Source organism: Klebsiella sp. K4 (assembly GCF_014596785.2).
Classification (GTDB): Bacteria; Pseudomonadota; Gammaproteobacteria; order Enterobacterales; family Enterobacteriaceae; genus Klebsiella; species Klebsiella pneumoniae.
Genome location: NZ_CP115021.1, coordinates 2,928,873 through 2,953,765, shown reverse-complemented (window position 1 = coordinate 2,953,765; position 24,893 = coordinate 2,928,873). Strand labels below are relative to the sequence as shown.

Here is a 24,893-nt window from a genome sequence, read left to right as displayed (position 1 = left end):
AACGGAAACTGACACTAAGGAGAACATATGGCAGCAAAAGGTTTTTATCTGGTACAGGGAGACAGAACGACCTGCGGCGGAAGAATCACTACAGGCGCAGAAGATCACACTCTGTTTGATAAACCTGTTGCCCGGGAGCAGGACAGCGTCACTTGCGGAAAGCACGCAGGGCTATACAAGATTGCCGGTGGCATCGACAACGATACCATTCATGGCCGGCGAATGGCCGGAACCCTCGACAGCTTTAGTACTTGCCCCTGTAAGGCGAGGTTTATTCCATCAATGATGAATGATACTTATGAGAAAGGAGGTGAATGCATAACTACTTTATTTTCACTCAATGGGCTTATGGCATCTTTACAGGAACCCTATAAGAATCTTCATCCAGAAAATAAGACTGAACGACAGTGTACTCACACAGATGGGGCGATTAAAGTTGCAGAATATATAATAAGTGAAATAAAGGCGAATGTCAGAAGCGATACGGCAGAAACAATACGATATTTAATCGACGTAGATTTTATAATAAAAAGACTTACTGAATGGAATAAACTTCCCTTTTATGCAAGGCTGGGGCCGCCCCCCAAAAGCAGATTTACTTGCTGCAATGGCTATTTGGTATCAGACCGTGAAAACAGGTTCAATCTGGGATCATAAACCGAAGATCCGCGATCTTTTTTCATCCGTTGCAGTAGCACGACCACTTCCCAGGAAAGGAAAATCATCAAAGTCTTATTATCATAAGTTTAAACAGCATGATTATTTTTATGATGTTTGGTCAAACATACATTATGGTTATGTTGGACGTAGTGTCGGTTTTTCTGAAGCAATTCTCTTGAAAGGGTCCACTTGGGAACAAAACATGACGCCAGGTGCCATGGGGGATGATACCATGGATGACATTACTAGCATGAAAATAGGGTTTAATCTATTTTATGAACATGGGAAATTTGCTGAGACGTTGACGGCAGATAATATTCTTTGCGTTTTAGAAACAACACCTGGCGCGCACCTTCCTCACTCAAGAGAAAATCATTGGTGCTGGAATACAGATAATCCAGAAAAAAGTGACGAATCATTTTGAAAAAAACAAAAACGTTAACGGGTATTGCATTATTTATAGCGGTGTTAGTCCTTGTCGCTCATTTTATTCCGATAAGGCCAGTCGTTGTTATTATAAATAACACTAACGAAACTATATTCGTATATGCAGGTGAGAGCATATATAATGTCGAACCTGAGCCTGACGAAGTCGCGCGTATAGTACGATCAAAGCCTGAAATTATAGCACCTGGAAAAAGAGTTAAGATTAAAGCTTCGTTTACATCTCTGATTAGGAAAGATGCAGCGCTCGACATTGGTTGGAGGGTTGGTGGTCAATACGAATATAACGCTGCAGGTAGCGGTGGTCAAAATTTTATTCTTTCTTCAAAAGAGGGCGTGTGCTACGCATCGATTTATATAAAAGATGATTTTTTTAAGGGCGCGATTAAAAATGGTTCAAGCAATAAATGTTTTAAAAAAATAAAGGCATTTAATTATAAGTATTAATTCAGGTGTTATAAAGGTTATTTTTTTAGTTGCCAGTTTCAAAATCTGATGATTGAAAGGAAATCAATATTAATTTATGGACGATTTAACCTTGCGTTATTACGACGCTGAAATGCGCTACCTGCTGGAAGCGGGTGAAGAGTTTGCCCGCGCTCATCCTGAGCAGGCGGCAATGCTCAATCTCGACAAAGCGGGCGCCCGCGACCCCTTTGTCGAGCGCCTGTTTGAAGGTTTTGCCTTCCTGATGGGCCGCATGCGCGAGAAACTCGATGACGATCTGCCTGAGCTGACCGAAGGCGTGGTCAGTCTGCTGTGGCCACATTATTTACGTACCATTCCCTCGATGTCGGTCGTGGAGTTCACCCCCGACTGGCCGGAAATGAAAGAGCCGATGACGATGGCCAAAGGCTTTGAAGTGCTTTCCCGGCCGATCGGTGAAAAGGGCACGCGCTGCCGGTACACCACCACCAAAGCGATCGCTCTGCAGCCGTTATCCCTGGAGCGCGTCCAGCTGGCCACCGATACGGATGGCCGGTCGGTGATCACGCTGCGCTTTACCTGCAGCCAGCTGACGGACTGGCGCCGGGTCGATCTCAGTCATATCCCGCTGTACTGCAACGCCGATGCGCCGCTGGCCTGCGCCATGCACGAGGCCTTTACCCTCAATGTGGCCCGGATGTGGCTGCGCATCCCCGATGAGGTGGACAGAAGGCCGCTGGACGGGTATTTCAGCGCGCTGGGATTTGGCGAGGATGACGGCCTCTGGCCTGAAGATGGCCGCAGTTTTCGCGGTTACCAGCTGCTGCTGGAGTATTTTACCTTCCGCGAAAAGTTCATGTTCATCGATCTGCGCGGGCTGGAGACGGTGGTTTTTCCGGCCGGACTGGCGTGGTTTGAAATCGACGTCGTGCTGGCGGAACGCTGGGAACATGACTTCCGCTTCAGCGAAAAGCAGCTGCGCCTGCACTGCGTGCCAGTGATCAACCTGTTTCCGCTGGAGTCGGATCCGCTGACCATCAATTCCCTGCAGACCGAATACCCGCTGCGCCCGATGCGCGTGCAGGACGGCCACACCGAAATTTACACCGTCGATTCCGTGATCTCCTCGCACCAGCAGGTTTACGCGCCGTTCTCAAGTTTTCGCCACAAAGGCGGCATGATGCGTCATGACGCGGCGGACTATTACTATCATACCCGGGTGCGCCGTGGCCCCTCCGGGCTGTACAACACCTGGCTTATCGTCGGCGGAGAAGCCTTTGATAATCATACCGTACCGGAAGATGAAAGCCTGTCGCTGACCCTCACCGGAACCAACGGCCAGCTGCCGCGTCGCGCGCTGCAGAGCACCGTGCTCGATACGGTGATGAAAACCACTTCCGCCTGTATTGCAGTGCGTAACCTCTGCGCGCCGACGCTGCCGTGCTATCCCCCCGCCCAGGACCGTTTTCACTGGCGGGTGCTGAGCCATCTGGGCAGCAGTTTTCTTTCCCTGATGGATAACGCGGAGGTCCTGCGCGGCACCCTGGCGCTGTATGAATGGACCGACAGCGAGATGAATCGTCGGCGTCTGGAAGCCATCCTCGACGTGAAGCACCGCGCGACAGAGCGCTTTGCACAGGGCCATCTGGTGCGCGGCGTGCAGATTGAAGTCACCCTCGACAGTCACGGCTTTGCCGGACGAGGCGATATATGCCTGTTTGGCGAGATGCTTAGCCGCTTCTTCGCGCTCTACACCGACATCTACTTGTTCAACCGCCTGATTATCATTCTGCAACCAACCGGAGAACGACTGGAATGGGAAGAGAAGCACAGCCGCCGCATTCCCGGCTGACCCCGCGACTGGAGGCCGACCTGCCGCGGATCAATTTTTACCGCTTCTGCCAGCTTCTGGAAAAACGGCGTCCCGGCCAACCGCTGATGGGGGGAACCAGCCATCCGGCTGACGATCCGGTGCGTTTTTACCCGCATCCGGGAATGGGATTTCCCGCCAGCGAACTGAAAGCCGTGGAATACGATGAGGCCGATGACAGCAGGCCGCCGGTCATTCGCACCACCTTTATGGGGTTGTACGGTGTCGATTCGCCGCTCCCGACGGCATATCTCGATGATATCGCCCAGCACAGGGAAGGGCATGAAGCGCTGCAGGGCTTACTGGATATCTTCAGCCACCGGATCATGACGCAGTTTTACCGCATCTGGCGGAAATACTCCTGGCCCGCCACCTTTGAGCCCGGCGGCACCGATCGTCTCTCGCAGTCGCTACTGGGCCTGGCGGGGCTAGGCATCCCCGGCACGACGCAGCATATCGCCTCGCCGGCGTCGCGCTTTCTGGCGCTAACCGGCGTGCTGCGTCAGCCGGGCAAAACCCAGCAGGGGATCCAGGCCCTGGTCACCCTGCTGGCCCCGGCGACCACCGTCAGGGTGAGCCCGTACAGCCTGCGTCCGGTGGCGATCAGCCAGCCGCTGGGGTTTTACGGCGATGACGACTTCTTCCTGGACGGCAATACGCCGCTGGGTGACGAAGCGATGGATGCCAGCAGCCAGCTCCTCGTCGCCCTTACCACCGACAATCCCGCGGAGGCGCAGGGCTGGAAGCCTGACGGCCCGCTGTTTCGGGACTTTCTCATCCTGCTGCGGGTATACCTCGGCTGGCGATTCCGGGCCAACATCACCCTGACCGCGCCGACCCGACTGCTGGCTGTCCCGCCGCTGGGGGACGAGCCGTTCTGGCTCGGTATGAACGGCGTGCTGGGCGTGGGTGAGGGCGAGAGTGAGGGCGATATTCCTCAGACCTTTACCACCGAGCTGGGTACCTATACGGGCCTGCAGCCTGCCACCTTTCTACAAGGAAACCGACGTGTTACGTATAAGTTTGACTAAAACCGCCTGTCTGCTGCCCCTGCTTGCGCTTTGCCTGAGCGGATGCGGACTCACCCAGCGCGTCTCGGAGGGAACAAAGTCTGCCTTCAACGCCGTTTTTTATAAGAAAATTAATACGCTGCATCTGGACTTTACCGCGCGCGAAGCGCTCAACACCGATGCCAGAGAGAATCACTCGCTCTCTGAACCGGTGGTGGTGCGCATCTATCAGCTTAAAGATCGCCAGACCTTTGACCGGCTGGTTTACCAGCAGCTGCTGGAGGAGGGGGATATTCTGCTCGCCGCCGATCTCCTCGCCAGTCGCGATGTGGTGATCGGTCCCGGAGGGGACGCCAGTCTGAATATGCCGCTGGAAGCGGAGGCGACGTTCGTGGCGGTTGTCGGCCTGTTCCGCCATCCGGACACACAAAGAAATACCTGGAAGCAGGTGCTGGCGCGTGAGGAATTGGATCCGGACAAGCCGCGCATTTTCACCGCCGAACACAACCAGCTACGGCTCAGGCCTGAAGCGGCGAAGTAACATAAAAAAACAAACATTTGCGGCGGGGCCATCGCGCCAGTTCGCCCTCAATCTTCGTAACCAGCGAACGGGCGATAACCATCTTCATCCAGCCCAACCGGTTTCATCACAGCACAGGGAGATAACGTGACAGCGAGGGAACGTTTTTTTAAGAAACTGCAGCAACAGCAAAATCCGCGGCGGACAGCGGCCCTCGACGGGTCGGCCGCCGCGGATATCGCCAGGTTTCGTCAGCAGATGGCGGAGCTGGCTCAGCAGATAAGTCAGTGGTTTGATGGAACCGGTATTGAGGTGGTGATTTCGACCCGCCATCTCCACGACCTGAGTACCCTTGGCTACAGCCTCAACAGCGGCATCTGCCGCTACGATATCCCGGCCATTCGTCTGCAAAACGGCGAGCGCAGCGTCAATATCGTGCCGCAGCAGCTGTTGGATGGCGTGGAAAAGGGGATCGTGACCCTGAGTCTTGAGGCGCCCGACGGCGCGGGCTCCCGGGAGGTGTTTTATCTGAGCCTGGCCCCGGAGGAGGGCTGGATGATCCGCAAGGCGCACCAGTCCCCGGAAGCGCGGCGTATGCTTACCGAAGATCGCTTTTTTATGGCGGTCGACAGCCTGGCCTGAAGATCCCTGACAGGCGATGACGTCCCCGCGGCGGCGGTGCAAAGCGCGCATCGCCGCCCTGGGGTATCAGGCGCCAAACGCTCCGTCGATGGTGTGCATGGCGCCAGTGACAAACGACGCCTCCGGACCGGCCAGCCACGCCACCATTCCCGCCACCTCTTCCGGACGGCCATGGCGCTTAATGGCCATAAAGCTGTGCATCAGCTCTTTCATCGGGCCGTTCTCCGGGTTGGCGTCGGTATCAATTGGGCCGGGCTGGACGACGTTGACCGTGATGCCGCGCGGGCCAAAATCCCGCGCCAGGCCGCGCGCCAGCCCCTGCAGGGCCGATTTGCTGACCGCATAGGCCGCCATTCCCGGCACTGGCATGCGATCGCCATTGACCGAGCCGATGACAATAATGCGCCCGCCTTCCGGCATGCGGCGCGCCGCTTCGACGGAGGCATGGTAGGGGGCGTGAATATTGATGCGGAACAGGCGATCGATGGCATCGCTGTCCTGCTCGAGAGCGTCACCGAAAAGCGCGATCCCGGCATTGACCACTAACACGTCCAGCGGGCCGCTGTCGCGGACCAGGCTTATCACCGCATCGCGATCGGCGCTGTCCGCCTGCACCGCCGTGCTGCCGGTCTCTGCCGCCAGCCGCTCGGCCGCTTCCGGCGAACCGGAATAGCTAAACACCACCGACGCGCCATCGGCGACAAAACGCCTGACGATCGCCGCGCCAATTCCCCGACTCCCGCCTAAAACCAGCACTGATTTGTTGTGAAACGCTGTCATATCCCACACCTCATGATATTGTAGTGATGATTACAATATGCTGCGGCTAAACAGGCTGTCAAGGATTAATATAGTGACCACTACAAAACAAGGGCGTACTCCGGGACGTCCCCGCCAGTTTGATGCGGAACAGGCCATTGAAACGGCGCAACGCCTCTTCCACGCGCGAGGCTACGACGCGGTGAGCGTGGCCGATCTGACCCACGCTTTCGGCATCAACCCCCCGAGCTTTTATGCTGCTTTCGGCAGCAAGCTCGGGCTGTATACCCGCGTCCTGCAGCGCTACAGCCAGACCGGGGCCATTCCCATCGATGCCCTGCTGCGAGACGACCAGCCGGTGGCGGCGTCGCTCATCGCCGTACTGCAGGAGGCGGCTCGCCGCTATGTGGCCGATCCGGCCGCCGCCGGCTGCCTGGTGCTGGAGGGGGTACATTGTCAGGATGCTGATGCCCGGGTGGCGGCAGGCGAATGGCATGCTGCGGCAAGAGCCAAAATCCAGCAGTATATCGCCCGCCATCGCCCGCAGGACGCGCTGCGGGTGACTGACTATATGGATACGCTGATGCTTGGCCTGTCGGCGAAAGCGCGGGAAGGGGATAGTCTGCCGCGTCTTCTGGAGACCGTGCGGCTGGCAGGCCTGGCGCTGGAGCGCATCCTGCCAGCCTGAGTCGTCAGATGGTTTGTCCGCCCGACACCTCGATCCGCTGGGCGGTCACCCAGCGGTTATCGTCGCGTAGCAGGCTGGCGATCATCGGCCCAATATCCTCGGGAACGCCCACCCGTCCCAGCGCCGTCATGGCGGCAAACTGCGCGTTTACCTCTGCGTCGTCCCGCACCAGCCCACCGCCAAAATCGGTGGCGATAGCGCCGGGGGCGATGGTATTGACGGTGATGCCGCGCCCGCCCAGCTCGCGGGCCATGTACACGCTCAGCATCTCCACAGCCGCTTTGGCGGCGGCGTAGGCGGAGAAGCCAGGATAGGAGACGCGGGTCAGCCCGGAGGAAAAGTTAACGATCCGCCCGCCGTCTGCCAGCAGCGGCAGCAGGGTTTGTACGAGAAAAAATACCCCCTTAACGTGGACGTTAAACAGCCCGTCGAACTGCGCTTCGCGCGTTTCGGCCAGCGGGGCGAATTCGCCGTGCCCTGCGTTATTGATCAGGTGGTCGAAAGTGGCCCGCCCCCAGACGCTGGCCAGCGCGCTGCCGAGGCTGTCGGCGAAGGCCGGGAAGCTGGCGGTTTGCGCCATATCCAGCGGTAGGGCGATGGCCTTGCGGCCCAGGGCGCGGATGTCGGCGACCACCGCTTCCGCCTGTTCGAGACTGCCGCGGTAGGTGACGATGACATCCCCACCCTGGCGGGCGATATCCAGTGCAGTCTGACGGCCAAGGCCGCGGTTGGCGCCGGTAATAAGTGCAATCTTAGTCATGTTCGGTCCTCTCTGGTATGTGGAGTCCTTACAATAGGAGAGGCTCACCGGGCCGGGTTGCCCAATCCTTGTTATTTTTTGCCCATTTCTCTCCGTTCACTCCCTTTTGCCGGGAAATAGCGCATACTCAGGCTTTAAAACTTGCCTGAAAGGATCTTATGCGCGACGCTCTGTTCGATCTCTGCCGCCGGTTTGCCGATGCTCATGTCGATAGCAGCGGGGTGGCAGTTACCCCGGTTCCCGGTATTACTCTGGTGCGGGCCCTGCATCCTGGTGACCTGCAGGCGGCTATCGCCAGGCCGCTGGTGGCCATGCTGCTCCAGGGACGTAAGAGCGTGACCACCGGCCTGGCAAGCTTTGACTATGGTCCGGGCGAGGCGATGGTGATTGCCGCGGATGTTCCCACTACCAGCCAGATCACCGAGGCCAGTCAGCGTTTTCCCTATTACGCGCTGGTGCTGGAGCTGGACCTGGCTATCCTGCGCGAGCTGCAGGAGGCCGGGCCGTCAGGGCCGGATGAGGCGCCCCGCGTTGGTATCGAACCGATGAACGCCGATGTGACGGATGCCGCTTACCGGCTGGCAAGGCTGTTTGATCAACCGGGGGCGCTGGCGGTGCTGGGGGAAGGTCTGCGGCGGGAGCTGCATTACTGGCTGTTGCAGAGTGTCCATGGGCCGGCCATCCGGGCGCTGGGCGCCGTAGACAGCCATTCGGCGCGGATCCGTCGGGCGGTGGCGATGCTGCGCCGGGATTTTATGCAGCCAGTCAGCGTCGACGCGCTGGCCGACGCCGCCGGGATGAGCGTCTCTGTCTTTCACCGTCATTTCCGCGCCATGACCACGCTGTCGCCGCTGCAGTTTCAGAAGCAGTTACGCCTGATCCACGCCCGCCGCCTGATGCTGGCGGAAGGGATGAGTATTGCGCAGGCTGCCGGGGAGGTGGGCTATATCAGCGTGTCGCAGTTCACCCGGGAATACGCTCGCCTGTATGGCGCGCCGCCGGGCCGCGATCGTCGACGGGAAAAAATGAGCGCCTGACCTGGCGCGCGGGCTGCCGGCAGCTCATCCCTGAGCCTGACGCCGGTGCTTTAGTCCGCGATTTTCGCCGTGATATGCACTTTGTTGCCCATTCGCGCTTCAGTGATGCGATAGGTAGTCGCGCCCTCGCGGGCGGCTTGCTGGCGGATTTTGCTCTCCGCATGGTCCAGGGTATCGCCGGTGGCGGTGATGGTTCTGGCATTTGCCGCCAGGGGCAGCAGACAACTCAATACGATCAGTGGAATTAACTTGTTCATCGTCATTCTGTCCTGTGAGAGAAAATCAGCGCGCGGTCTGCAGCCAGCCGGCAATGTCCTGGGTCGGCAGTTGGTGGCGGGCATTCCAGGTGTCGCCCATCGGCCACCACACGCCATCCCCCCGGGCGAAGGCGGCGCGATAGCGCAGCATGGCGTCATCCGGGTTTGTCCGCAGCTGCTCCAGCAGGGCGGGCAGGGTGTGGACGGCTTTGCTGAACGTCTGCTGCGTTACGCGCTCCACGGTATCCGCCAACTGCCGGTAAGAGGTCGTTTCGCCGGCAACAAACACCACCTCGTTGACGATCCGCGGCTGATGCAGATAAATCGCCGTGGTCAGGCGGCCAATATCCGCCGGTGAGGTGACGGTCACCTGGGTATCCCAGCTGCCAAGGGCGTGAAGGGTTCGGTTGGATAAATTCACTACATCGAAGTCTGGTTCGAAGAGAAAGCTGGTAAACATCCCGGTGGAGACAATGACCCACTCCGTGGCCCGCTGCGCGCGCAGCAGGGTCCGGACATCGTACTGCTCGTCCCAGACCGGCTGACCGCTGCCTTTGCCTACCACATCGTAATTGACGCCAAACTGCCAGGGAAAATAGCGGGGTACCCCGGCCGCCAGCACCGCGCGGGTAATTTTCAGCTGTGTCCCCGGACCGGCGACAAACCCCATGCAGTTAATCACGGTGGTGAATCCGCGAAACTGATCGGCCAGCGTCTCCATGGCGCTACCGGCGATGTCTACGGCGAGGAAGGTGGCTCCGGCGTCGGCCAGCGCCTGATGGTTTGCCGACCGCAGCTGGCCGGCTTCATCCCAGGCCGCCGGCGAGACGATGACCGAGACCGTGCCCTGGCGCTCGATTACCGCAGGCACCAGCGCATCAAGAACGGCGGCGCCCAGTTGTCCCGCTCCCAGCACCAATACCTTTTCCGCATGATTAAAATTATCAGTTTTCATTTTAACTCCTTGCTCAGTTAAGCCTTGTGTTGACGGGCTACAGGCTCAGTGTAGGGGGACGGTCGACATTCGATAAGTACAGCGTTTCGGGTTAGACTGTTCGTAATATTGGGATAATGAGCGCCGGGGGGGGGAGGTAACGAAATGGACAAACTGGATGCCATGCAGGTCTATGTTGCGGTCGTGGATGCCCACAGCTTCGCCCGCGCGGCGGAGGTGCTCGGGCAGCCGCGCTCCACGGTATCGCGGGTGGTGAAGGAGCTGGAAGCCTGGCTCGGGGCGCAGCTTCTCCAGCGCACCACCCGCAAGCTCAGCGTGACGGCGGAGGGTCGCCGGTATTATGAGGAGTGTAAAAGGCTGCTGGCCGAGATGGCGGCGATGGAAGCCTCCTTTCCCGGGCGCTCGGCTCAGCCCGCCGGGCGGTTCAAGGTAGGGATGCCGCAATCCCTTGCCCGCCACTGCATTCTGCCGAGGATCGGCGAGTTTTTGCAGCAGTATCCCGATCTGGAGCTGATCCTCTGCTCAAGCGACAACGTGGAAGATATTATTCAGGAGGGATTCGACTGCGTGATCCGTACCGGACGGATCGAAGATTCCACCACCCTGGTGGCGCGTCCTCTGGCTCGCTACCGCTGGATGGTCCTCGCCTCGCCGGCCTGGCTCGCGGCCCACGGCCGGCCGCAGAGCATCGACGAACTGCACCAGCATCGGGCGGTGGGCTACCTGAATCACCGTACCGGGCGGACCATCGACTGGCTTTTCTCCCTCGATGAAGGCGACTGCGCGATCCGCATGCGGGAGACGCTGGTGGTCGACGATACCGATGCCTACATTCAGGCCGGCATTCAGGGGCTGGGCCTGATCCGCGTCGCCAGCTATCTGGCGCAACCTTATCTGCAGAGCGGGGCGCTGGTCGCCTGTCTGGAGCAGGCCGCTTCTGATCTTCCCTTGTCGCTGGTCTATCCGCAAAACCGCTATCTGCCGCCGGCGGTGCGCGCGTTTTATGACTGGAGCAGGCGCGTGCTGCAACCCCCGCACAGCGAGGCCTGATGCCGGGGCATCGGCCCGGTTATTGGCCGCGCATGGCCTGTTTTAACTTCGTCACCAGCCAGTTCAGCGCCGGATCCTGCGCCCGCCGTTTGTGCCGCAAAATGCACAGCGTAAATTCCGGATACGCTACCGGCGGAGCGTCCGCGCGCAGCGCATACTGCGCCTGCCAGCGCTGCGCCAGCCCCTGCGGGACGGTGGCGAACAGCGGCAGGGTGGTCAGCAGCAGGGGAAAGGTGGAGAAATTCTGCGTGGCAAAGCGCACGCGCCGCGCGAGCCCCTGGCTGGCGAGATGGCGGTCAATTTCACCGTGGCCGGTTTCGCGATAGGCCACCATCACATGTTCCCAGGCGACAAAGTCGCTCACCGACAGCGGACCGCGGCAGGGGATCTGCTGCGGCGACCACAGGGTGGTGACTCCCATGGACATCACCGGCTCGCTGACGATCTCCCCACGGCTCTGTTTGTTGACAGACACCGCGACATCAATGCGCTCCTCCTCCAGCAACTGGCGAACCTGGAAGGGGTCGGCGGCTATCGACTGCAGTGACACTCCGGGCGCCTCCTGCATCAGCCCGGGTAACAGCGGGGGCATCAGCCAGTGTTCGCTCCAGTCGCTGAGGCCGATGCGAAAAAGCTGCTGCGCGCGCGCCGGGACGAACTCTCCGGCGCCAAACATCGCCGAATGCAGGTTTTCCATCAGCGGCTGCAGGTCGGTCATCAGCGCTTGCGCCCGCGGCGTCGGCAGCATGCCTCTGGCGCTGCGGACGAATAGCGGGTCGTCAAACATCTCGCGCAGCCGTTTCAGCGCCCCGCTGATAGCCGGCTGGCCAAGATGCAGTACCTCTGCGGTGCGGGTGACGCTCCCTTCGCGGTACAGCACCATCAAGACTGTCAACAGATTCAGATCGATACGACTAAAATCATTTTCAATGATTTTGTTCATTATGATAATCAATTTGAATGTGGGTTATCCCGGCAGCATAGTGAATATCACCCCGATAAATCAACCAGCGCAATGCGCGCGGAGGGAGTGATGCAAACTTACCAGACAGGCGATAGCCTGATTTTCAAAGTGCCGGAGCGCGAGATTTCCCTGCAGCCGGCAGCGCTCTATCCAGAGGCGTTCCCGGTAGCGGAGGCGGAGGCCGTTATTCAGCCGATTGCGCTGTCAATCCACAGCTGGGTGGTGCAGACCCCCTACGATCTGATTGTTATCGATACCGCCACCGGCAATGGTCGGGAGCGCGGCGGCAATCCGCTCTATCATCAACTTAACACGCCGTATCTGGAGAATCTCCGCGCCGCAGGAGTGAACCCGGAGGACGTGACCCTGGTGCTACTGACTCACCTGCATACCGACCATGTCGGATGGAATACCGTCTGGCAGGACGATCGCTGGGTGCCGCTGTTTCCCAACGCCCGCTATCTGTGCTCGGCAAAAGAGCTGTCGCGGGTGAAAAACAGCGAACGCTACCGGGCGCTGTGGCTTGACAGCCTGCTGCCGGTGATTGAGGCCGGCCAGCTGGAGACCGTCGATGTGGCGACCCGGCCGCGGGTCGGCGGACGGATCGACTTTATTCCCACCCCCGGCCACAGTCCGGACCATGCCGCGCTGGTCCTCGCCGCTGGAGATGACTACGCCTGTTTCTCCGGCGATCTTCTGCATTCCCCGATCCAGTTTGCCCATCCGCAGTGGAATTCAGCGTTCTGCGGCGATCCCCGGCAGGCGGAAGTCTCGCGACGGGAGATGATGGCGTGGGGGGCAAGCCATCATGCTCAATGGTTCACCGGGCATTTTGCCGGGCCTTCCTGCGGCTGGCTGGAGAAGGATAAGCAAGGTGACTATCGCTGGCGAGAGGCCGGGAAACAGGCTGCAGATAAGGGGAACAGTGATGAATAATGCGCAAACCGTGTTGGTTTTTGGCGCCACCGGTCAGCAGGGCGGCTCGGTGGCGCGGGCGCTGCTGCACCGCGGCTGGCGGGTTCGGGCGCTGGTCAGGGATCCTTTCTCCGCCGGGGCCGCTGCGCTGGCGGCGCGGGGAGCCGAGCTGGTCGTGGGTACCTTTGAAGACCGGGCGGCAATGCGGTCGGCGATGGCCGGGGTCGACGGCGTCTTCAGCGTCCAGCCCAGTTCGCCGGGAGGGACGGTGACCGATGAGCAGGAGGTACGCTACGGGATAACCATCGCCGATCTCGCCGTCGAGTGCGGGGTGAAGCATCTGGTGTACAGCTCCGGCAGCGCGACGGGGGAGACGCCGACCGGCGTAGCGCATTATGACACCAAAGCGGAAATTGAACGGCATATTCGCCGCCTGCCGCTGGCGGCGACCATCGTGCGGCCCGCCACCTTTATGGAGCTGCTGGTGATGCCCGGTTTTGGCCTTGATGAAGGTCGTTTTCAATTTTTTATGTTGCCGGAGGGGAGAATGCAGGTGCTGGCGGTGGAGGATATCGGCCATCTTGTCGCGGCGGTTTTTGCCGCGCCGGCGCGGTTTGCCGGCAAGACGTTCGAGATCGCCAGCGACAGCGTGACCGGTCGTCAGCTGGAGTTGTTATTCTCCGCGGCGGCGGGACGGCCGATCCCCTATTCGCGATTTTCCGACGAGGTGCTGGCCGCCAGTCCTTTTCTGCACAAGCTGACCGGGCTGGTGGACGACGGGCGGCTGGCCGGGCACGCCGACCTCGACGCCCTGCGCCAGCTGCACCCGCAGCTGCACACCTTCGCCGGCTGGCTGGCAGGCCCCGGCCGTCCCGCCTTCGAGCGGGCGCTGACCAGCGGGGCTCGCTGGGCGTTTGATAGTTAAAGGCTGGTGTTCTGGTTACCCGCCAGGCGCACTGTCTCGTCGGTGACCGGCCGCCGCTAGCCGGCAGTCAGGATCGCGTCGGCCAGCACCGCTAAAATCCGCTCTGCGCGCGGGGCATGGGACGGTTGCTCCCGCAGCCAGGCAAGCGCGGCGATCAGATCGAACAGCTCCTCTCCGCTGAGATCTGGCCGTGCCAGCCCGGCCTGCTGCGCGCGGGTAAGCAGCGACGTACCGGCGGCGCGCAGGGCAACGCAGGCGCTGTGCAGGGCGGACTCAGGATCGTCGATGGCGCTCATCAGCGGGGCGATGATCCCGCGATGCTGATGGGTAAACGCCACGCTCTCGGCCAGCCACTCCAGCAGCGCCGCGGCAGGATCGGCGGCGAGCAGAAGCGACTCAGCCCGGGCGGTTAGCGCCGCAAAGCGGCTGCGGAGCAGGGCTTCCAGCAGGCTGTCGCGGTTGGGAAAGTGGCGATAGAGGGTTCCCATTCCGACGCCCGCCCGGCGGGCGATATCGCGCAGCGAGGCCTCAGCGCCTTGCTCCACGAAGACGTCCCGGGCCACCTCGATCAACAGGTCATAATTTTTTCTGGCATCAGCTCTCATTGGCGTTCCTTGACAATCGGAGCACTGCTCCATATATTCGGAACAGTGCTCCGTTAAATATAACGCATTTCCATATGAGGAGAAAGCGATGTCGACGCAGATGATGAAGGCTGTTCAACAGCACGCCTTTGGCGGGCCGGAAGTCCTGAGCTATGAGGATGCGCCCATGCCGGTCCTGCAGGCCGGTGAAGTACTGGTACAGGTGCACGCGGTGGGCGTGAACCCGCCGGACAGCTATCTGCGCGATGGCTATCAACAGCTGCCGCCGGAGTGGCGGCCCGAGGTCCGCTTTCCCTTGATCCTCGGGACCGATCTCTCCGGGGTGGTGGTGGCGCGGGCGGATGACGTCCGGGAGGTGGCGGTCGGCGACGAAGTGTATGCTATGGCGCGTTTTCCCGAAGGGGCGGCAGGGGGCAGCCGCGCTTACGCCGAGTACGTTAGCGTGCCGGTCAGCGACCTCGCTCGCAAACCCCTAACCCTGAGCCATCAGCAGGCTGCCGCGGTGCCGATGTCGCTCCTCACCGCCTGGCAGTTCATGATCGATCCCGGGCATGAGGTGGCGAATCCGCTGCAGCCGGGGCCGCATCGGCCGGTGCCGCTGGCGGGTAAACGCGTCCTGGTCAACGGCGCGGCAGGGGGAGTCGGTCATTTCGCCGTGCAGTTGGCAAAGTGGCAAGGCGCCGAGGTGATTGCCGCCGCCGCGGGCCGCCATGAAGCCTTTTTACGTCAGCTCGGCGCGGATAGCGTTATCGACTATACAACCACCGCAGTGGAAGAGACGGTGCGTGACCTGGACCTGGTCATTGATGCGCCGGGCGGGCCGGCCAGCGGCCGTTTTTTGCGTACCCTGCGACCCGGCGGCGCGCTGTACCCGATCTTTCCGCTCGGCTTTGCCGGGGCGGAAGAGGCGCGACAGCGCGGAGTGACGGTCTCCACCACCCAGGTACGCTCCAGCGGCGCGCAGCTCGCCCGGCTTGCCGACCTGCTGGACGCCGGGGTCATCCGGGTTGCAATTGACAGCGTTTTCCCCCTTGCGCAGGCGCAGATGGCGCATGAGCGAGCAGCGCAGGGGCATCTTGAGGGCAAAATCGTGCTGTTGGTGATGGACTCGTCAGCCGGGTAATCCCCGACGGCCAGGGTTGCGTTTTTGCTTCTCCCGGCGGCGGACTAAAACAGCGCCAGCCGGGCAAGACGGTCCAGCGCGTTGCTCAGCGCCTCGTCCCCTGCGGTCAGGCTGATGCGAATAAATCCTTCCCCCCCTGCGCCAAAACCAGTGCCCGGCGCCACCAGAATATGCGCTTCCTGCAGCAGCAGACGGGCAAACTCCTGCGAACGGTAGCCGGGCGGCACGCCGAGCCAGAGGAAGAAAGTGCCTTGTGCGTCACGCGCCGGCCAGCGCAGCGCAGCCAGTCGACGCAGAACCCACTCCCGACGTTGATGATAGACCGCCGTCAGCTGCGCAATCCGTTCGGCCGGCAGGTTGAGCGCGGCGATCGCCGCATCCTGAATCGCGCCAAACACCGTACTGTAGCTATGGGTGTGCAGCTTTTTAAACGCCCGGATAATCGAGGCGTTGCCGACCGCGAAGCCGAAGCGCCAGCCGGCCATATTAAAGGTCTTGGAAAAAGTATAGGTTTCCACTCCCCATGCTTTCGCGTCGGGCTGGGAGAAGAGGCTCAGCGGCGCATCGCTGGCCGCGCTGCCGATGGCCGCATAGGCAAAATCATGGAGGATCGGCACCTGGTGACGACGAGCAAACTGCAGCGCGCTGGCGAACAGCGCCGGCGTGGCGAGGGCGCCGGTTGGATTATGCGGATAGTTAAGCACCACCAGCCCGGCCTTGTCAGCGACTTCCCGGGGAAGATCGTTAAAATCCGGCAGGAAATGGTTCTCCGCCCTGAGCGGCAGGCCATAAAACGCCGCCTGGGACTGCAGCGCCGCCGAGCGGTAAATCGGATAGCAGGGATCGGTGGAGATGAGGTATTGCCCGGGGCTGAGCAGCGCCCGCGGGATGCCGCCTATACCGATATGCGACCCCTGAAACACGGCGACTTCGCTGTGCGGATCGAGTTCCACATCATACTGCCGGCGATAGAACCGGGCGATCGCCTCGCGGACCTGTGGTTTGCCCCAGAACGACGGGTAGCCATGGTTTTCACGACGATGAATAGCGCTCTGCAGCGAGTCGATTACTTCCGGCGGGGTGGGTTGATCCGGACTGCCGCTGGAAAGATCGATCAGCGGCAGCGCTTCGGTGTTGACCTCCGCGGCCAGTTTTTCCAGCAGGCTGAACAGATTCTCTTCCAGGGCGTCCACCAGCGGCGAAGCAGTAAAATCAGGCATAACATTCCCGGTTTAAATCACGAATAATTAACCATCTTTAAGGGATTTATAGCGGCTGGCTAAATAACAATATACGCAAAAGATTCTTGTTTTTAAGATATGTCGGTATAGCAAAAGTTAATGAGGAATTAGCAAAAGGAAATTCGGCGTTCTGGCTTACAACCCACAGTCGGCTGTGATTTAATCGTTCAATATCGCCAACCCTCCAGGAAAATACCTTATGAACAAGTCAGTTGCGCGCGGGATCGCTCTCGCCCTGTTGTCGGCCACCTCTTTTTATGCCGCCGCCGACGCTCATCTTATCCGCGTCGGCTTTAACCCCGGGCCGTATAAAGAACAATTTGAGAAAGGCGTCGCGCCCTATTTATTGAGTAAAGGGTATAAAATCGAATATAAGGATTTCAGCGACGGTATTCAGGTGAATGACGCGGTAGCCCGCGGCGATATCGAAGCGAATATTATGCAGCATCCGGTATATCTGAAAGCAATTAATGAGCGGCTGGGGATCGATAACGTGGGCATTGTGCAGGTCCCCACGCCGCCGATGGGGCTGTATGGTGGGAAACTGACCACCCTGGGGACCCCGGCGGCGGGCACCGTCGTGTCGGTACCAAACCAGCCGTCAAATGAATATCGTGCGGTACTGGTGCTGGAGAGCCTTGGCTGGGTGAAAATTAAACCAGACAGCGATCCGGCCACTTTTTCGCAGCGTAACATCGTAGATAATCCTTACAAAATTGTCCTAAAAGAGATGGATAATGCCCAGCAGGTTCGCGCTCTGCCGGACGTCGACTATGGCCTGATTCAGGGCAATTTTGCCGTCTCCAGCGGTATGTCCCTGACCTCGGCCTTAAAGCTGGAAGCAGCCACCAGCCATTTTATTAATGTCGTGACCGTCGCCGGTAAAAATCAGAAGGCGCAGTTTGCCAAAGATATTATCGATGGCTACCACTCGGCCGAGTTCAAAAAATATATTCTCAGCCATCCGCAGTATGATGGTTACCTGCTGCCTGACTATTTAAAATGAATAACGCGATGATAGAATTTCGCCACGTCAGTAAAAGCTTTTCCAGGAAAGGACATCCGGTTCTGGCCTTGCAGGATATTAATCTCAGCATTGAGCGAGGCGATATTTTTGGCATTATTGGCTACAGCGGGGCAGGAAAAAGCACCTTATTACGGCTGATTAATCGTCTGGAAACGCCTGGCGAGGGCGAGGTACTGTTAAACGGCGAGCCGCTACAGGCCTGCAGCGGCCAGCGCCTGCAGGCGATCAAAAAAGATATCGGCATGATCTTTCAGAATTTTAATCTGCTGAATTCGAAAACCGTTTTTCATAACATCGCCATCCCGCTTATTTTACAGGGGCGCGACAAGGCCTTTATCCAGGCGCGGGTGGCGGAACTGCTGGCGTTCGTCGATCTGAGCGACAAAATCCACAGCTACCCTAATGAGCTGTCGGGCGGACAAAAGCAGCGGGTCGGTATTGCCCGGGCGCTGGCCACCAACCCGTCGGTCCTTCTGTGCGATGAAGCCACCTCGGCGCTCGACCCCCACACTACGGTGCAGATCTTACTGCTTTTGCAGGAGATTAATCGTCGGTATGGCATCACCATCGTACTGATCACCCATGAGATGTCGGTGATCCAGAAAATCTGTCACAAGGTGGCGGTGATGCAGGCGGGCCGTATCGTTGAACAGGGGGCGGTTTTCGACCTCTTTGCTCAGCCGCAGCATCCGGTCACTGCCAGTTTCGTGCAGTCGGTGGTGCACGACCGCCTGCCGCAGCGGGTGGCGTCGTTCCTGCAGCGCGATAACGGCGCCCGGGCTTTACGCCTCGAATTTGTCGGCGCGACGGCGCAGCAGCCGATTATTAACCACCTGATCCGCGAGTATGCTGTCGAGGTGAATATCCTGTTTGCCAGCATGTCTGAAGTTCAGGGCCGGATTCTGGGATTTATGATTGTGCAGCTTCTCGGCGAGCCTGACGAAACCGAACGCGCCATCACCCATCTGGTCGATGCAGGAGTGAAAATCACCCATGTTTGATCTTATTGATACCGCCATTACCGGCGATCAGTTTCTGCTGGCGCTGCGTGACACCCTGATTATGGTCGCCGTCTCGCTGGGCTTTGGCGCGCTGATCGGCGTCCCGCTGGGGATTGTGCTGGTGGTTTGCCGTCCCGGCGGCATCGTGGCCAACCCGGTGGTGCATCAGGCGCTGAATCCGCTGATTAACGTGCTGCGTTCACTGCCGTTTATCATTTTGCTGATTGTGATCCTGCCCTTTACCAGACTGCTGGTGGGCACCACTATCGGCACCGCGGGAGCCATCGTGCCGCTGATCGTCTTTGTCGCCCCCTATATTGCCCGACTAGTGGAGAGCTCGTTGCTGGAGGTGGATGAGGGGATCCTCGAGGCCGCGGACGCCATGGGCGCAACCCCGCTGCAGACTGTCTGGCACTTTATGCTGCCGGAGGCGGCGGCATCGCTGATTCTGGCCCTCACCACGGCGACCATCGGTCTGCTCGGCGCCACAGCCATGGCGGGTACAGTGGGCGGCGGGGGAATCGGGGATCTGGCTATTACCTATGGCTATCAGCGCTTCGACGCTTTCGCCACCCTCACTACCGCCCTGGTACTGATTGTGATTGTCCAGCTTATTCAGACGCTGGGGACCCGCCTGGCTCGCCGGCTGCGTCGCGATTAATCGCTCTACCGCGCCGGGGTTGACCCGGCTAGCGTGCGCAGACCGCGGCGAAGGCGCTGGCTACCCGCGCAATATTGCCGTGGTTGAGCCCGGCCACGCAGACCCGACCGCTGGCGATCAGATAGATGCCATGCTCTTGACGCAGAACGTCTACCTGATCGGCGCTAAAGCCGGTGTAACTGAACATGCCGCGCTGGGTCAGCAGATAGGAAAAATCCCCCGCCGGCAGGGCTGCCTGCAGGGCCTTCACCAGCGCGACGCGCATGGCGCTGATGCGGGTGCGCATGGCCTCCACTTCTTCCTGCCACAGGGCATTCAGCTCGGGATCGTTGAGCACCTGCGACACCACCTGGGCGCCAAACCCCGGCGGGCTGGAGTAGTTGCGGCGCACGGTGGCTTTCAACTGGCCCAGCACGCGCCCAGCGGCATCGGCGTTGTCACAGACCACCGACAGGCCGCCGACGCGCTCGCCGTACAGCGAAAAAATCTTCGAGAACGAGTTGCTGACCAGCGCCGTCAGCCCGGCGCTGGCGATGGCGCGAATGGCATAGGCATCCTCGTCCAGTCCGCGGCCGAAGCCCTGGTAGGCGATATCAAGGAATGGGATCAGCTCCCTGCCGATCAACACCTCAATCACCCGATCCCACTGCTCGCGGGTGAGATCGGCCCCCGTCGGGTTATGGCAGCAAGGGTGAAGCAGCACAATGCTGCGCGGCGGCAGCTGCTGGAGGGCGGCGAGCATAGCGGGGAAATTCACCCCGCGGGTGGCGCTGTCGAACCAGGGATAGGTATGTACCTCAAAGCCGGCGCCGGCAAAGATGGCAACGTGGTTCTCCCAGGTTGGATCGCTGACCCAGACCGCGGAGTCGGGGAAGTAGCGCTTGAGGAAATCAGCGCCCACCTTTAGCGCGCCGGAGCCCCCCAGTGTCTGGATGGTGGCGATGCGTCCGGCACGCAACGCCGGATGATTGTCGCCAAACAGCAGGGTCTGGACCGCGCGGCGATAGGGCGCCAGCCCCTCCATCGGCAGATAAAGGCTGGCCTTTTGCTGCTGACTCTGCAGCCGGTCAGCGGCCTGACGGACCGCCTCCAGCTGGGGAATAATGGCCTGCTCGTTATAGTACAGCCCGATGCTGAGGTTAACTTTGTCTGCCCGGGGATCCTGTTGAAAGGCTTCCATCAGCGACAGGATAGGATCGCCCGCATAGGCGTCAACGTTCTGAAACACAGTGGTTACTCCTGAAATGACCGTCAAAGGTGAAGCCATTACACCGCGTAGCGTCCGGGACGGTGGTTCATGGCGATAATCGAATTCAAAATCACGGCGCCGAGGACAGAGACCAGCAGCATCGGCAGGCTAACCACCCACAGCGAGGCGGTGACGATGCAGGCGTCCACTACCATCTGGAATTTACCGGCGCGGATGCCGCTTTTATCCTGCAGATAGAGGGCCAGAATATTGACGCCGCCGAGACTCGCTTTATGGCGGAACAGCACCACAAAGCCGATGCCGACCATGATGTTGCCGAAGAGGGTGGCGTAATAGGGGTTCAGGCGATCGACATGGATAAAGTAGCCGTGCAGGTCGGAGAACAGCGACACCAGTCCGACCGCGCAGAAGGTTTTCAGCGTGAAGGCGGCGCCCATCCGCCGGACGGAGAGCCAGTAGAAGGGCAGATTAATGGCGAAGAAAACCACGCCGAACGGCAAGTGGGTGGCGTAGTGGATCAGAAAGGCCATACCCGCCGTCCCGCCGGTCAGGGCGCCAGCCTGTCGAAAGAGGATAATGCCAAAGGAGATCATCAGCGTGCCGAACAGCAGCGCCAGGGCATCCTCCAGCCAGGTGTGGGTCAGTTTTTCAGGGGAAAGGACGTTATCCATAAATAAGCACTATCTTTTCGTTAACAAGGATAAGCTCTTGTTTGCAAAAATCGCACCAGAGGAGCGTGCCCTGGCGAGCGTTTGCGGAAAAAATAGCCGTGGTTTAGCCTAACCTGTTGTTCTGACAGGAAGAGAAAATTGCACGGGTCGTGCGTTTTATGGTTTCCGAATGCGTGAATTGTGCGAATTTGCCGCTTTTCGCGCATTGTCTGGCCCCGCGTCTGCACCAGCGCAGGGCACTGTGCCCCGGTTCAGCGCAGCGGGGTCGTGCCCGGCATCAGCTGGCCGTTCTCTTTAAGGCGGTTAAGCACGACGGCGGTTTTCAGATGGGCCACCCCTTTGTTTTGCGCCAGAATATGGCTGATCAAATGGCTCAGACCGGGCAGGTCCGGGACCGTTACCCGCAGCAGATAATCGGCGTCGCCGGTGGTTTTCCAGGCGTCCAGAATGGCGTCCACTTCACTGAGCATCTGATGAAAGCTCTCCACGCATTGCGGGGTGTGATTCAGCAGACGCACCTCAATCAGGCCAAGCATCTCCTGCCCGGCGGCATCCGGCGCCAGACGCGCATGGTAGCCGAGGATAAGCTGTGCCTGTTCAAGGGCGATACGGCGGCGCGAACACTGGGAAGCGGACAGGCCGATAAGCTCGCTCAGCTCCTGATTGGTTAAACGGCCATTGGCCTGCAGCAGGGTAAGTATTTTCAGATCATAGTCGTCGATGTTGTACATAGTGGCCACTAGCGGAACGTAAAAGTGGCTACCAGCCTAACAGTTTTTTGCCTGGCGTGAAGCCTGAGCGGACGGCGGCAAACCGGATGCACCAAAACGGGTCAGGTTCATGCATTAATCCGCTCTTTTTCTCATGATCTGTGCGTTATCTGGCCAGTTTTCGCGTGTGATGCGCCAGGTCGGCGCCGACATGACCAGCTACCGGAACTGATTTGAAAAGAATATTTGAATATATTTCAATTAATTAATTTTTGTCTGACGCTGCAAGGTGCTCCGCTGGCCTGAAAGTTGCTACCGGCGAACGTGACTTTTTACAGACAGGGGCAGGTCAGAGATGACAACGCAGCAAGAGCATCAGTTAAAACGCGGGTTAAAAAACCGCCACATCCAGTTGATCGCCCTCGGGGGGGCGGTCGGCACCGGACTGTTTTTAGGTATCGCGCAAACGATCCGTATGGCAGGCCCGTCGGTCCTGCTGGGGTACGCCATCGCCGGGGTTATCGCTTTCTTTATCATGCGTCAGCTTGGCGAAATGGTGGTAGAGGATCCGGTGGCGGGGTCGTTCAGCCATTTCGCCAACCGCTACTGGGGGCCCTTCGCCGGGTTTATGTCCGGCTGGAATTACTGGGTGTTGTACGTGCTGGTAAGCATGGCGGAGCTGACGGCGGTGGGGATCTATATTCAGTACTGGTGGCCGGAGGTACCCACCTGGCTGTCGGCGGCGATCTTCTTCGTGGCGATCAACGCCATCAACCTGACGCACGTCAAAGTGTATGGCGAGCTGGAGTTCTGGTTCTCGATTGTCAAAGTGGCCGCCATCATCAGCATGATCGCCTTTGGCTGCTATCTGTTATTTAGCGGTCACGGCGGCCCGGCGGCGACGGTGGCCAACCTGTGGCAGGACGGGGGATTTTTCCCTAACGGCATCACGGGCTTGGTGATGGCCATGGCGGTGATCATGTTCTCCTTCGGCGGGCTTGAGCTGGTGGGGATCACCGCGGCGGAAGCCGACGAACCGCATAAAACCATTCCCAAAGCCACCAACCAGGTGATCTACCGTATTCTGCTGTTTTACGTGGGGTCGCTGGCGGTCCTGCTGTCACTCTACCCGTGGCGGAACGTCGTGGAAGGGGGAAGCCCCTTTGTGCTGATCTTTCACGCCATTGACAGCAATATTGTGGCCAACGCCCTCAATCTGGTGGTGCTCACCGCCGCGCTGTCGGTCTACAACAGCTGCGTCTACTGCAACAGCCGGATGCTGTTCGGCCTGGCTCAGCAGGGCAACGCCCCGCGTGCGCTGCTGCGGGTGAACCACCGCGGGATCCCATTGACCGCCCTGGCGGTATCCGCCGTCGCCACGGCGCTTTGCGTGGTGATTAACTATGTGATGCCCGGGAAAGCCTTTGCCCTGCTGATGGCCCTGGTGGTGGCCGCCCTGGTCATCAACTGGGCGATGATCTGCATCACTCATCTTAAGTTCCGCCGCGCCATGCAGCGGGCGGGGAAGGTAACGGCTTTCCAGAGTTTCGCCTATCCCCTGACAAACTGGCTGTGTCTGCTGTTTCTCGCCGCGATCCTCGGGGTGATGTATCTGACCCCGGACATCCGCATCTCCGTCTGCCTGATCCCGGTATGGCTGCTGATCCTTGCTGCAGGCTATCTGCTGCGCAGGAAAAGCGCGCCGGCGCCGGTGGCGGCGCTTGAGGAGCGTTAATCTGCGACGCCCTGCCTGGCGGCAGGGCGATATTATTGCGCTGAAAATATATAGCGCCAATATATAGGATGGTTTATATAATTACGATAAATGATAACTAACAATATCACGCTGAATATAAATTAGAATGTGAGGAGACCGCGCGCTTTTTATTGATCTTGCGTACCGCTTTGCTACTATCCAGCCGGCATTGAGACTGTATTTAATAATGTCTGATAATGGAATAGCAAAATACATAATGGAGTATGAAATGAAGCATGTTCACAAGCTGGCCTGGATAGGCCTGTTCGTCAATATTATTATCTGTTTTGTCGCGCGAAATTTATTACTTGATGAAGGACAGCTGAACTTCCATAGTCGGGCGGACGGCGTATGGTCCTGGCTGGTGCTGGCCCTGTTTATTGCCGTGGTGGTTCAGGCGATCAGCATAATGCTGTCAGGCCGCTACCCTTATCTGGCCATCGTCCTGGCGTTTGTTGGCGGCATCGTGATGGTGCCCGCCAGCGTGATCTTTCTGGTGGGTAGTCTGTTCAGCTTGCAAACGCGGATTAACGCCGGATTTACGCCCTGGCGATCAACCACGGCAGTGGGCGAGGCTGATAACCAGCAGCTATTAACCTTTAATGCCTCAGGCTTTTATCCCCAAGGGGCGCTGGCGCTCATCGCCGGGATCATTATTTTAATGATTGGCATGGGTATAGGCGGAGTATTTATTGCCGCCGGTATTGTTGCGCTGTGCAATGGCTATCGTCTGCAAAATCGGGTGGTGATTGGCGTGAGCGGCGAGTCGATGATATTTACGCCGGGGCTCTATGCCGATACCTACGTTATTCCCTTGCGGGATGTTGCCGTAGTTGAACGCAGCAATAATGATGCGAAAGTCCGGCTGCTGATCCGTTCCAGCGGCAGAAGCTTCACGTTGCGTAAAAAACTGCTCGCCGGCGATAAGGTTAATGACGCCTTCGCCGCCATTCTGGCAAAACTGACTACCGTTTAATGCTGGCAGAATAGAGAAGCCGCCAGGCGG

The 24,893-nt window shown here is 59.2% G+C and carries 26 protein-coding genes and 1 pseudogene; 17 read left to right on the top strand and 10 right to left on the bottom strand.

Annotation, left to right across the window (positions count from 1 at the left end; genetic code table 11):
- Positions 1 to 8: 8 nt before the first annotated feature.
- The 6 genes and pseudogenes from IB144_RS14735 (at position 9) to IB144_RS14710 (ending at position 5,572) form a co-directional block, all read left to right on the top strand.
- Positions 9 to 1,084, top strand: a pseudogene (locus IB144_RS14735) (polymorphic toxin type 44 domain-containing protein).
- A complete protein-coding gene (locus tag IB144_RS14730; RefSeq protein ID WP_022631448.1) occupies positions 1,081 to 1,551 on the top strand; it encodes a hypothetical protein in 471 nt (156 codons plus the stop codon). The pseudogene IB144_RS14735 and the gene IB144_RS14730 overlap by 4 nt, the downstream one beginning before the upstream one ends.
- 76 nt (positions 1,552 to 1,627) lie before the next feature.
- Positions 1,628 to 3,382, top strand: a complete 1,755-nt coding sequence (gene tssF / locus IB144_RS14725; RefSeq protein ID WP_065888638.1) for a type VI secretion system baseplate subunit TssF — start codon at positions 1,628 to 1,630, stop codon at positions 3,380 to 3,382.
- Positions 3,346 to 4,431: a type VI secretion system baseplate subunit TssG gene (gene tssG / locus IB144_RS14720; protein WP_040215800.1), complete on the top strand. Its 1,086-nt coding sequence runs from the start codon at positions 3,346 to 3,348 to the stop codon at positions 4,429 to 4,431. The genes tssF and tssG overlap by 37 nt, the downstream gene beginning before the upstream one ends.
- Positions 4,409 to 4,951 (top strand): type VI secretion system lipoprotein TssJ, encoded by a 543-nt coding sequence (gene tssJ, locus IB144_RS14715; RefSeq protein WP_004176417.1) that lies wholly within the window; start codon positions 4,409 to 4,411, stop codon positions 4,949 to 4,951. The genes tssG and tssJ overlap by 23 nt, the downstream gene beginning before the upstream one ends.
- A gap of 126 nt (positions 4,952 to 5,077) precedes the next feature.
- A complete protein-coding gene (locus tag IB144_RS14710) occupies positions 5,078 to 5,572 on the top strand; it encodes a hypothetical protein (RefSeq protein WP_014907712.1) in 495 nt (164 codons plus the stop codon).
- Positions 5,573 to 5,638: 66 nt separating this feature from the next.
- Here the strand turns inward: IB144_RS14710 and bdcA are convergent, their stop codons facing one another.
- Positions 5,639 to 6,352: an SDR family oxidoreductase gene (bdcA, locus tag IB144_RS14705; protein WP_023302022.1), complete on the bottom strand. Its 714-nt coding sequence runs from the start codon at positions 6,350 to 6,352 to the stop codon at positions 5,639 to 5,641.
- 73 nt (positions 6,353 to 6,425) lie between these two features.
- On the opposite strand from bdcA, the gene IB144_RS14700 reads away from it, so the two are divergent.
- Complete coding sequence (locus IB144_RS14700; protein WP_025368195.1) at positions 6,426 to 7,019, top strand: TetR/AcrR family transcriptional regulator; 594 nt, start codon at positions 6,426 to 6,428, stop codon at positions 7,017 to 7,019.
- A 4-nt stretch (positions 7,020 to 7,023) separates the two neighbouring features.
- Here the strand turns inward: IB144_RS14700 and IB144_RS14695 are convergent, their stop codons facing one another.
- On the bottom strand, positions 7,024 to 7,779 hold the full coding sequence (locus IB144_RS14695) for an SDR family oxidoreductase (protein WP_004151596.1): 756 nt from the start codon (positions 7,777 to 7,779) through the stop codon (positions 7,024 to 7,026).
- A gap of 158 nt (positions 7,780 to 7,937) precedes the next feature.
- On the opposite strand from IB144_RS14695, the gene IB144_RS14690 reads away from it, so the two are divergent.
- The gene (locus IB144_RS14690) at positions 7,938 to 8,816 is read left to right on the top strand and encodes an AraC family transcriptional regulator (RefSeq protein ID WP_004151595.1); all 879 of its coding nucleotides are present in this window, start codon (positions 7,938 to 7,940) and stop codon (positions 8,814 to 8,816) included.
- 50 nt (positions 8,817 to 8,866) lie between these two features.
- On the opposite strand, the gene IB144_RS14685 is transcribed toward IB144_RS14690, so the two are convergent.
- Together IB144_RS14685 and IB144_RS14680 are read right to left on the bottom strand one after the other, a co-directional pair.
- Positions 8,867 to 9,073 carry a DUF1471 domain-containing protein gene (locus IB144_RS14685; RefSeq protein ID WP_004179576.1) on the bottom strand — a complete coding sequence of 69 codons (207 nt, stop codon included), beginning with the start codon at positions 9,071 to 9,073 and terminating at the stop codon, positions 8,867 to 8,869.
- Positions 9,074 to 9,098: 25 nt separating this feature from the next.
- Positions 9,099 to 10,028 carry an aromatic alcohol reductase gene (locus tag IB144_RS14680; RefSeq protein ID WP_002902287.1) on the bottom strand — a complete coding sequence of 310 codons (930 nt, stop codon included), beginning with the start codon at positions 10,026 to 10,028 and terminating at the stop codon, positions 9,099 to 9,101.
- Between the two features lie 144 nt (positions 10,029 to 10,172).
- Between IB144_RS14680 and IB144_RS14675 the strand changes: the two genes are divergently transcribed.
- Complete coding sequence (locus tag IB144_RS14675; protein WP_004190483.1) at positions 10,173 to 11,078, top strand: LysR family transcriptional regulator; 906 nt, start codon at positions 10,173 to 10,175, stop codon at positions 11,076 to 11,078.
- A 19-nt stretch (positions 11,079 to 11,097) separates the two neighbouring features.
- On the opposite strand, the gene IB144_RS14670 is transcribed toward IB144_RS14675, so the two are convergent.
- Positions 11,098 to 12,021 carry a LysR family transcriptional regulator gene (locus IB144_RS14670; protein WP_065888639.1) on the bottom strand — a complete coding sequence of 308 codons (924 nt, stop codon included), beginning with the start codon at positions 12,019 to 12,021 and terminating at the stop codon, positions 11,098 to 11,100.
- Between the two features lie 87 nt (positions 12,022 to 12,108).
- Between IB144_RS14670 and IB144_RS14665 the strand changes: the two genes are divergently transcribed.
- Both IB144_RS14665 and IB144_RS14660 read left to right on the top strand, forming a co-directional pair.
- On the top strand, positions 12,109 to 12,978 hold the full coding sequence (locus IB144_RS14665; protein WP_014907706.1) for an MBL fold metallo-hydrolase: 870 nt from the start codon (positions 12,109 to 12,111) through the stop codon (positions 12,976 to 12,978).
- Entirely contained in the window at positions 12,971 to 13,882 is a 912-nt protein-coding gene (locus tag IB144_RS14660; RefSeq protein ID WP_019705255.1) for an NmrA/HSCARG family protein, read from the top strand. Before IB144_RS14665 ends, IB144_RS14660 begins: the two co-directional genes overlap by 8 nt.
- 56 nt (positions 13,883 to 13,938) lie before the next feature.
- On the opposite strand, the gene IB144_RS14655 is transcribed toward IB144_RS14660, so the two are convergent.
- Positions 13,939 to 14,487: a TetR/AcrR family transcriptional regulator gene (locus tag IB144_RS14655; protein ID WP_004179582.1), complete on the bottom strand. Its 549-nt coding sequence runs from the start codon at positions 14,485 to 14,487 to the stop codon at positions 13,939 to 13,941.
- An 88-nt stretch (positions 14,488 to 14,575) separates the two neighbouring features.
- Between IB144_RS14655 and IB144_RS14650 the strand changes: the two genes are divergently transcribed.
- Positions 14,576 to 15,610 carry an NADP-dependent oxidoreductase gene (locus IB144_RS14650; RefSeq protein ID WP_040167436.1) on the top strand — a complete coding sequence of 345 codons (1,035 nt, stop codon included), beginning with the start codon at positions 14,576 to 14,578 and terminating at the stop codon, positions 15,608 to 15,610.
- 44 nt (positions 15,611 to 15,654) lie between these two features.
- Here IB144_RS14650 and IB144_RS14645 read toward each other — a convergent pair whose 3' ends face one another.
- Positions 15,655 to 16,830, bottom strand: a complete 1,176-nt coding sequence (locus tag IB144_RS14645) for an aminotransferase class I/II-fold pyridoxal phosphate-dependent enzyme (RefSeq protein ID WP_004148182.1) — start codon at positions 16,828 to 16,830, stop codon at positions 15,655 to 15,657.
- A gap of 220 nt (positions 16,831 to 17,050) precedes the next feature.
- On the opposite strand from IB144_RS14645, the gene IB144_RS14640 reads away from it, so the two are divergent.
- Genes IB144_RS14640 through IB144_RS14630 form a run of 3 tightly spaced genes read left to right on the top strand, consistent with a single transcriptional unit; the run spans position 17,051 to position 19,540 of the window.
- Complete coding sequence (locus IB144_RS14640; protein ID WP_002902393.1) at positions 17,051 to 17,857, top strand: MetQ/NlpA family ABC transporter substrate-binding protein; 807 nt, start codon at positions 17,051 to 17,053, stop codon at positions 17,855 to 17,857.
- An 8-nt stretch (positions 17,858 to 17,865) separates the two neighbouring features.
- Positions 17,866 to 18,879 carry an ATP-binding cassette domain-containing protein gene (locus tag IB144_RS14635; RefSeq protein WP_004152912.1) on the top strand — a complete coding sequence of 338 codons (1,014 nt, stop codon included), beginning with the start codon at positions 17,866 to 17,868 and terminating at the stop codon, positions 18,877 to 18,879.
- Positions 18,872 to 19,540, top strand: a complete 669-nt coding sequence (locus IB144_RS14630) for a methionine ABC transporter permease (RefSeq protein WP_004224411.1) — start codon at positions 18,872 to 18,874, stop codon at positions 19,538 to 19,540. Before IB144_RS14635 ends, IB144_RS14630 begins: the two co-directional genes overlap by 8 nt.
- 28 nt (positions 19,541 to 19,568) lie before the next feature.
- On the opposite strand, the gene IB144_RS14625 is transcribed toward IB144_RS14630, so the two are convergent.
- From IB144_RS14625 to IB144_RS14615, 3 genes are all read right to left on the bottom strand, one after another.
- Positions 19,569 to 20,768 carry an amino acid aminotransferase gene (locus IB144_RS14625; RefSeq protein WP_004190464.1) on the bottom strand — a complete coding sequence of 400 codons (1,200 nt, stop codon included), beginning with the start codon at positions 20,766 to 20,768 and terminating at the stop codon, positions 19,569 to 19,571.
- A 38-nt stretch (positions 20,769 to 20,806) separates the two neighbouring features.
- On the bottom strand, positions 20,807 to 21,421 hold the full coding sequence (locus IB144_RS14620) for a YitT family protein (protein WP_004176405.1): 615 nt from the start codon (positions 21,419 to 21,421) through the stop codon (positions 20,807 to 20,809).
- 251 nt (positions 21,422 to 21,672) lie between these two features.
- Complete coding sequence (locus tag IB144_RS14615; protein ID WP_002902405.1) at positions 21,673 to 22,152, bottom strand: Lrp/AsnC family transcriptional regulator; 480 nt, start codon at positions 22,150 to 22,152, stop codon at positions 21,673 to 21,675.
- Positions 22,153 to 22,486: 334 nt separating this feature from the next.
- Here IB144_RS14615 and IB144_RS14610 point away from each other — a divergent pair, with 334 nt between their 5' ends.
- Together IB144_RS14610 and IB144_RS14605 are read left to right on the top strand one after the other, a co-directional pair.
- The gene (locus IB144_RS14610) at positions 22,487 to 23,866 is read left to right on the top strand and encodes an amino acid permease (RefSeq protein WP_032423855.1); all 1,380 of its coding nucleotides are present in this window, start codon (positions 22,487 to 22,489) and stop codon (positions 23,864 to 23,866) included.
- A gap of 250 nt (positions 23,867 to 24,116) precedes the next feature.
- On the top strand, positions 24,117 to 24,863 hold the full coding sequence (locus tag IB144_RS14605; RefSeq protein WP_002902411.1) for a hypothetical protein: 747 nt from the start codon (positions 24,117 to 24,119) through the stop codon (positions 24,861 to 24,863).
- Positions 24,864 to 24,893 lie beyond the last annotated feature (30 nt).

What these genes read in the sequence shown, in the direction of transcription:
- tssF (WP_065888638.1), top strand. Translation starts at nt 1,628, where the DNA reads ATGGACGATTTAACCTTGCGTTATTACGACGCTGAAATGCGCTACCTG.
- tssG (WP_040215800.1), top strand. Translation starts at nt 3,346, where the DNA reads ATGGGAAGAGAAGCACAGCCGCCGCATTCCCGGCTGACCCCGCGACTG.
- bdcA (WP_023302022.1), bottom strand. Translation starts at nt 6,352, where the DNA reads ATGACAGCGTTTCACAACAAATCAGTGCTGGTTTTAGGCGGGAGTCGG.
- IB144_RS14695 (WP_004151596.1), bottom strand. Translation starts at nt 7,779, where the DNA reads ATGACTAAGATTGCACTTATTACCGGCGCCAACCGCGGCCTTGGCCGT.
- IB144_RS14690 (WP_004151595.1), top strand. Translation starts at nt 7,938, where the DNA reads ATGCGCGACGCTCTGTTCGATCTCTGCCGCCGGTTTGCCGATGCTCAT.
- IB144_RS14685 (WP_004179576.1), bottom strand. Translation starts at nt 9,073, where the DNA reads ATGAACAAGTTAATTCCACTGATCGTATTGAGTTGTCTGCTGCCCCTG.
- IB144_RS14680 (WP_002902287.1), bottom strand. Translation starts at nt 10,028, where the DNA reads ATGAAAACTGATAATTTTAATCATGCGGAAAAGGTATTGGTGCTGGGA.
- IB144_RS14675 (WP_004190483.1), top strand. Translation starts at nt 10,173, where the DNA reads ATGGACAAACTGGATGCCATGCAGGTCTATGTTGCGGTCGTGGATGCC.
- IB144_RS14670 (WP_065888639.1), bottom strand. Translation starts at nt 12,021, where the DNA reads ATGAACAAAATCATTGAAAATGATTTTAGTCGTATCGATCTGAATCTG.
- IB144_RS14660 (WP_019705255.1), top strand. Translation starts at nt 12,971, where the DNA reads ATGAATAATGCGCAAACCGTGTTGGTTTTTGGCGCCACCGGTCAGCAG.
- IB144_RS14655 (WP_004179582.1), bottom strand. Translation starts at nt 14,487, where the DNA reads ATGAGAGCTGATGCCAGAAAAAATTATGACCTGTTGATCGAGGTGGCC.
- IB144_RS14650 (WP_040167436.1), top strand. Translation starts at nt 14,576, where the DNA reads ATGTCGACGCAGATGATGAAGGCTGTTCAACAGCACGCCTTTGGCGGG.
- IB144_RS14645 (WP_004148182.1), bottom strand. Translation starts at nt 16,830, where the DNA reads ATGCCTGATTTTACTGCTTCGCCGCTGGTGGACGCCCTGGAAGAGAAT.
- IB144_RS14640 (WP_002902393.1), top strand. Translation starts at nt 17,051, where the DNA reads ATGAACAAGTCAGTTGCGCGCGGGATCGCTCTCGCCCTGTTGTCGGCC.
- IB144_RS14635 (WP_004152912.1), top strand. Translation starts at nt 17,866, where the DNA reads ATGATAGAATTTCGCCACGTCAGTAAAAGCTTTTCCAGGAAAGGACAT.
- IB144_RS14630 (WP_004224411.1), top strand. Translation starts at nt 18,872, where the DNA reads ATGTTTGATCTTATTGATACCGCCATTACCGGCGATCAGTTTCTGCTG.
- IB144_RS14620 (WP_004176405.1), bottom strand. Translation starts at nt 21,421, where the DNA reads ATGGATAACGTCCTTTCCCCTGAAAAACTGACCCACACCTGGCTGGAG.
- IB144_RS14615 (WP_002902405.1), bottom strand. Translation starts at nt 22,152, where the DNA reads ATGTACAACATCGACGACTATGATCTGAAAATACTTACCCTGCTGCAG.
- IB144_RS14610 (WP_032423855.1), top strand. Translation starts at nt 22,487, where the DNA reads ATGACAACGCAGCAAGAGCATCAGTTAAAACGCGGGTTAAAAAACCGC.
- IB144_RS14605 (WP_002902411.1), top strand. Translation starts at nt 24,117, where the DNA reads ATGAAGCATGTTCACAAGCTGGCCTGGATAGGCCTGTTCGTCAATATT.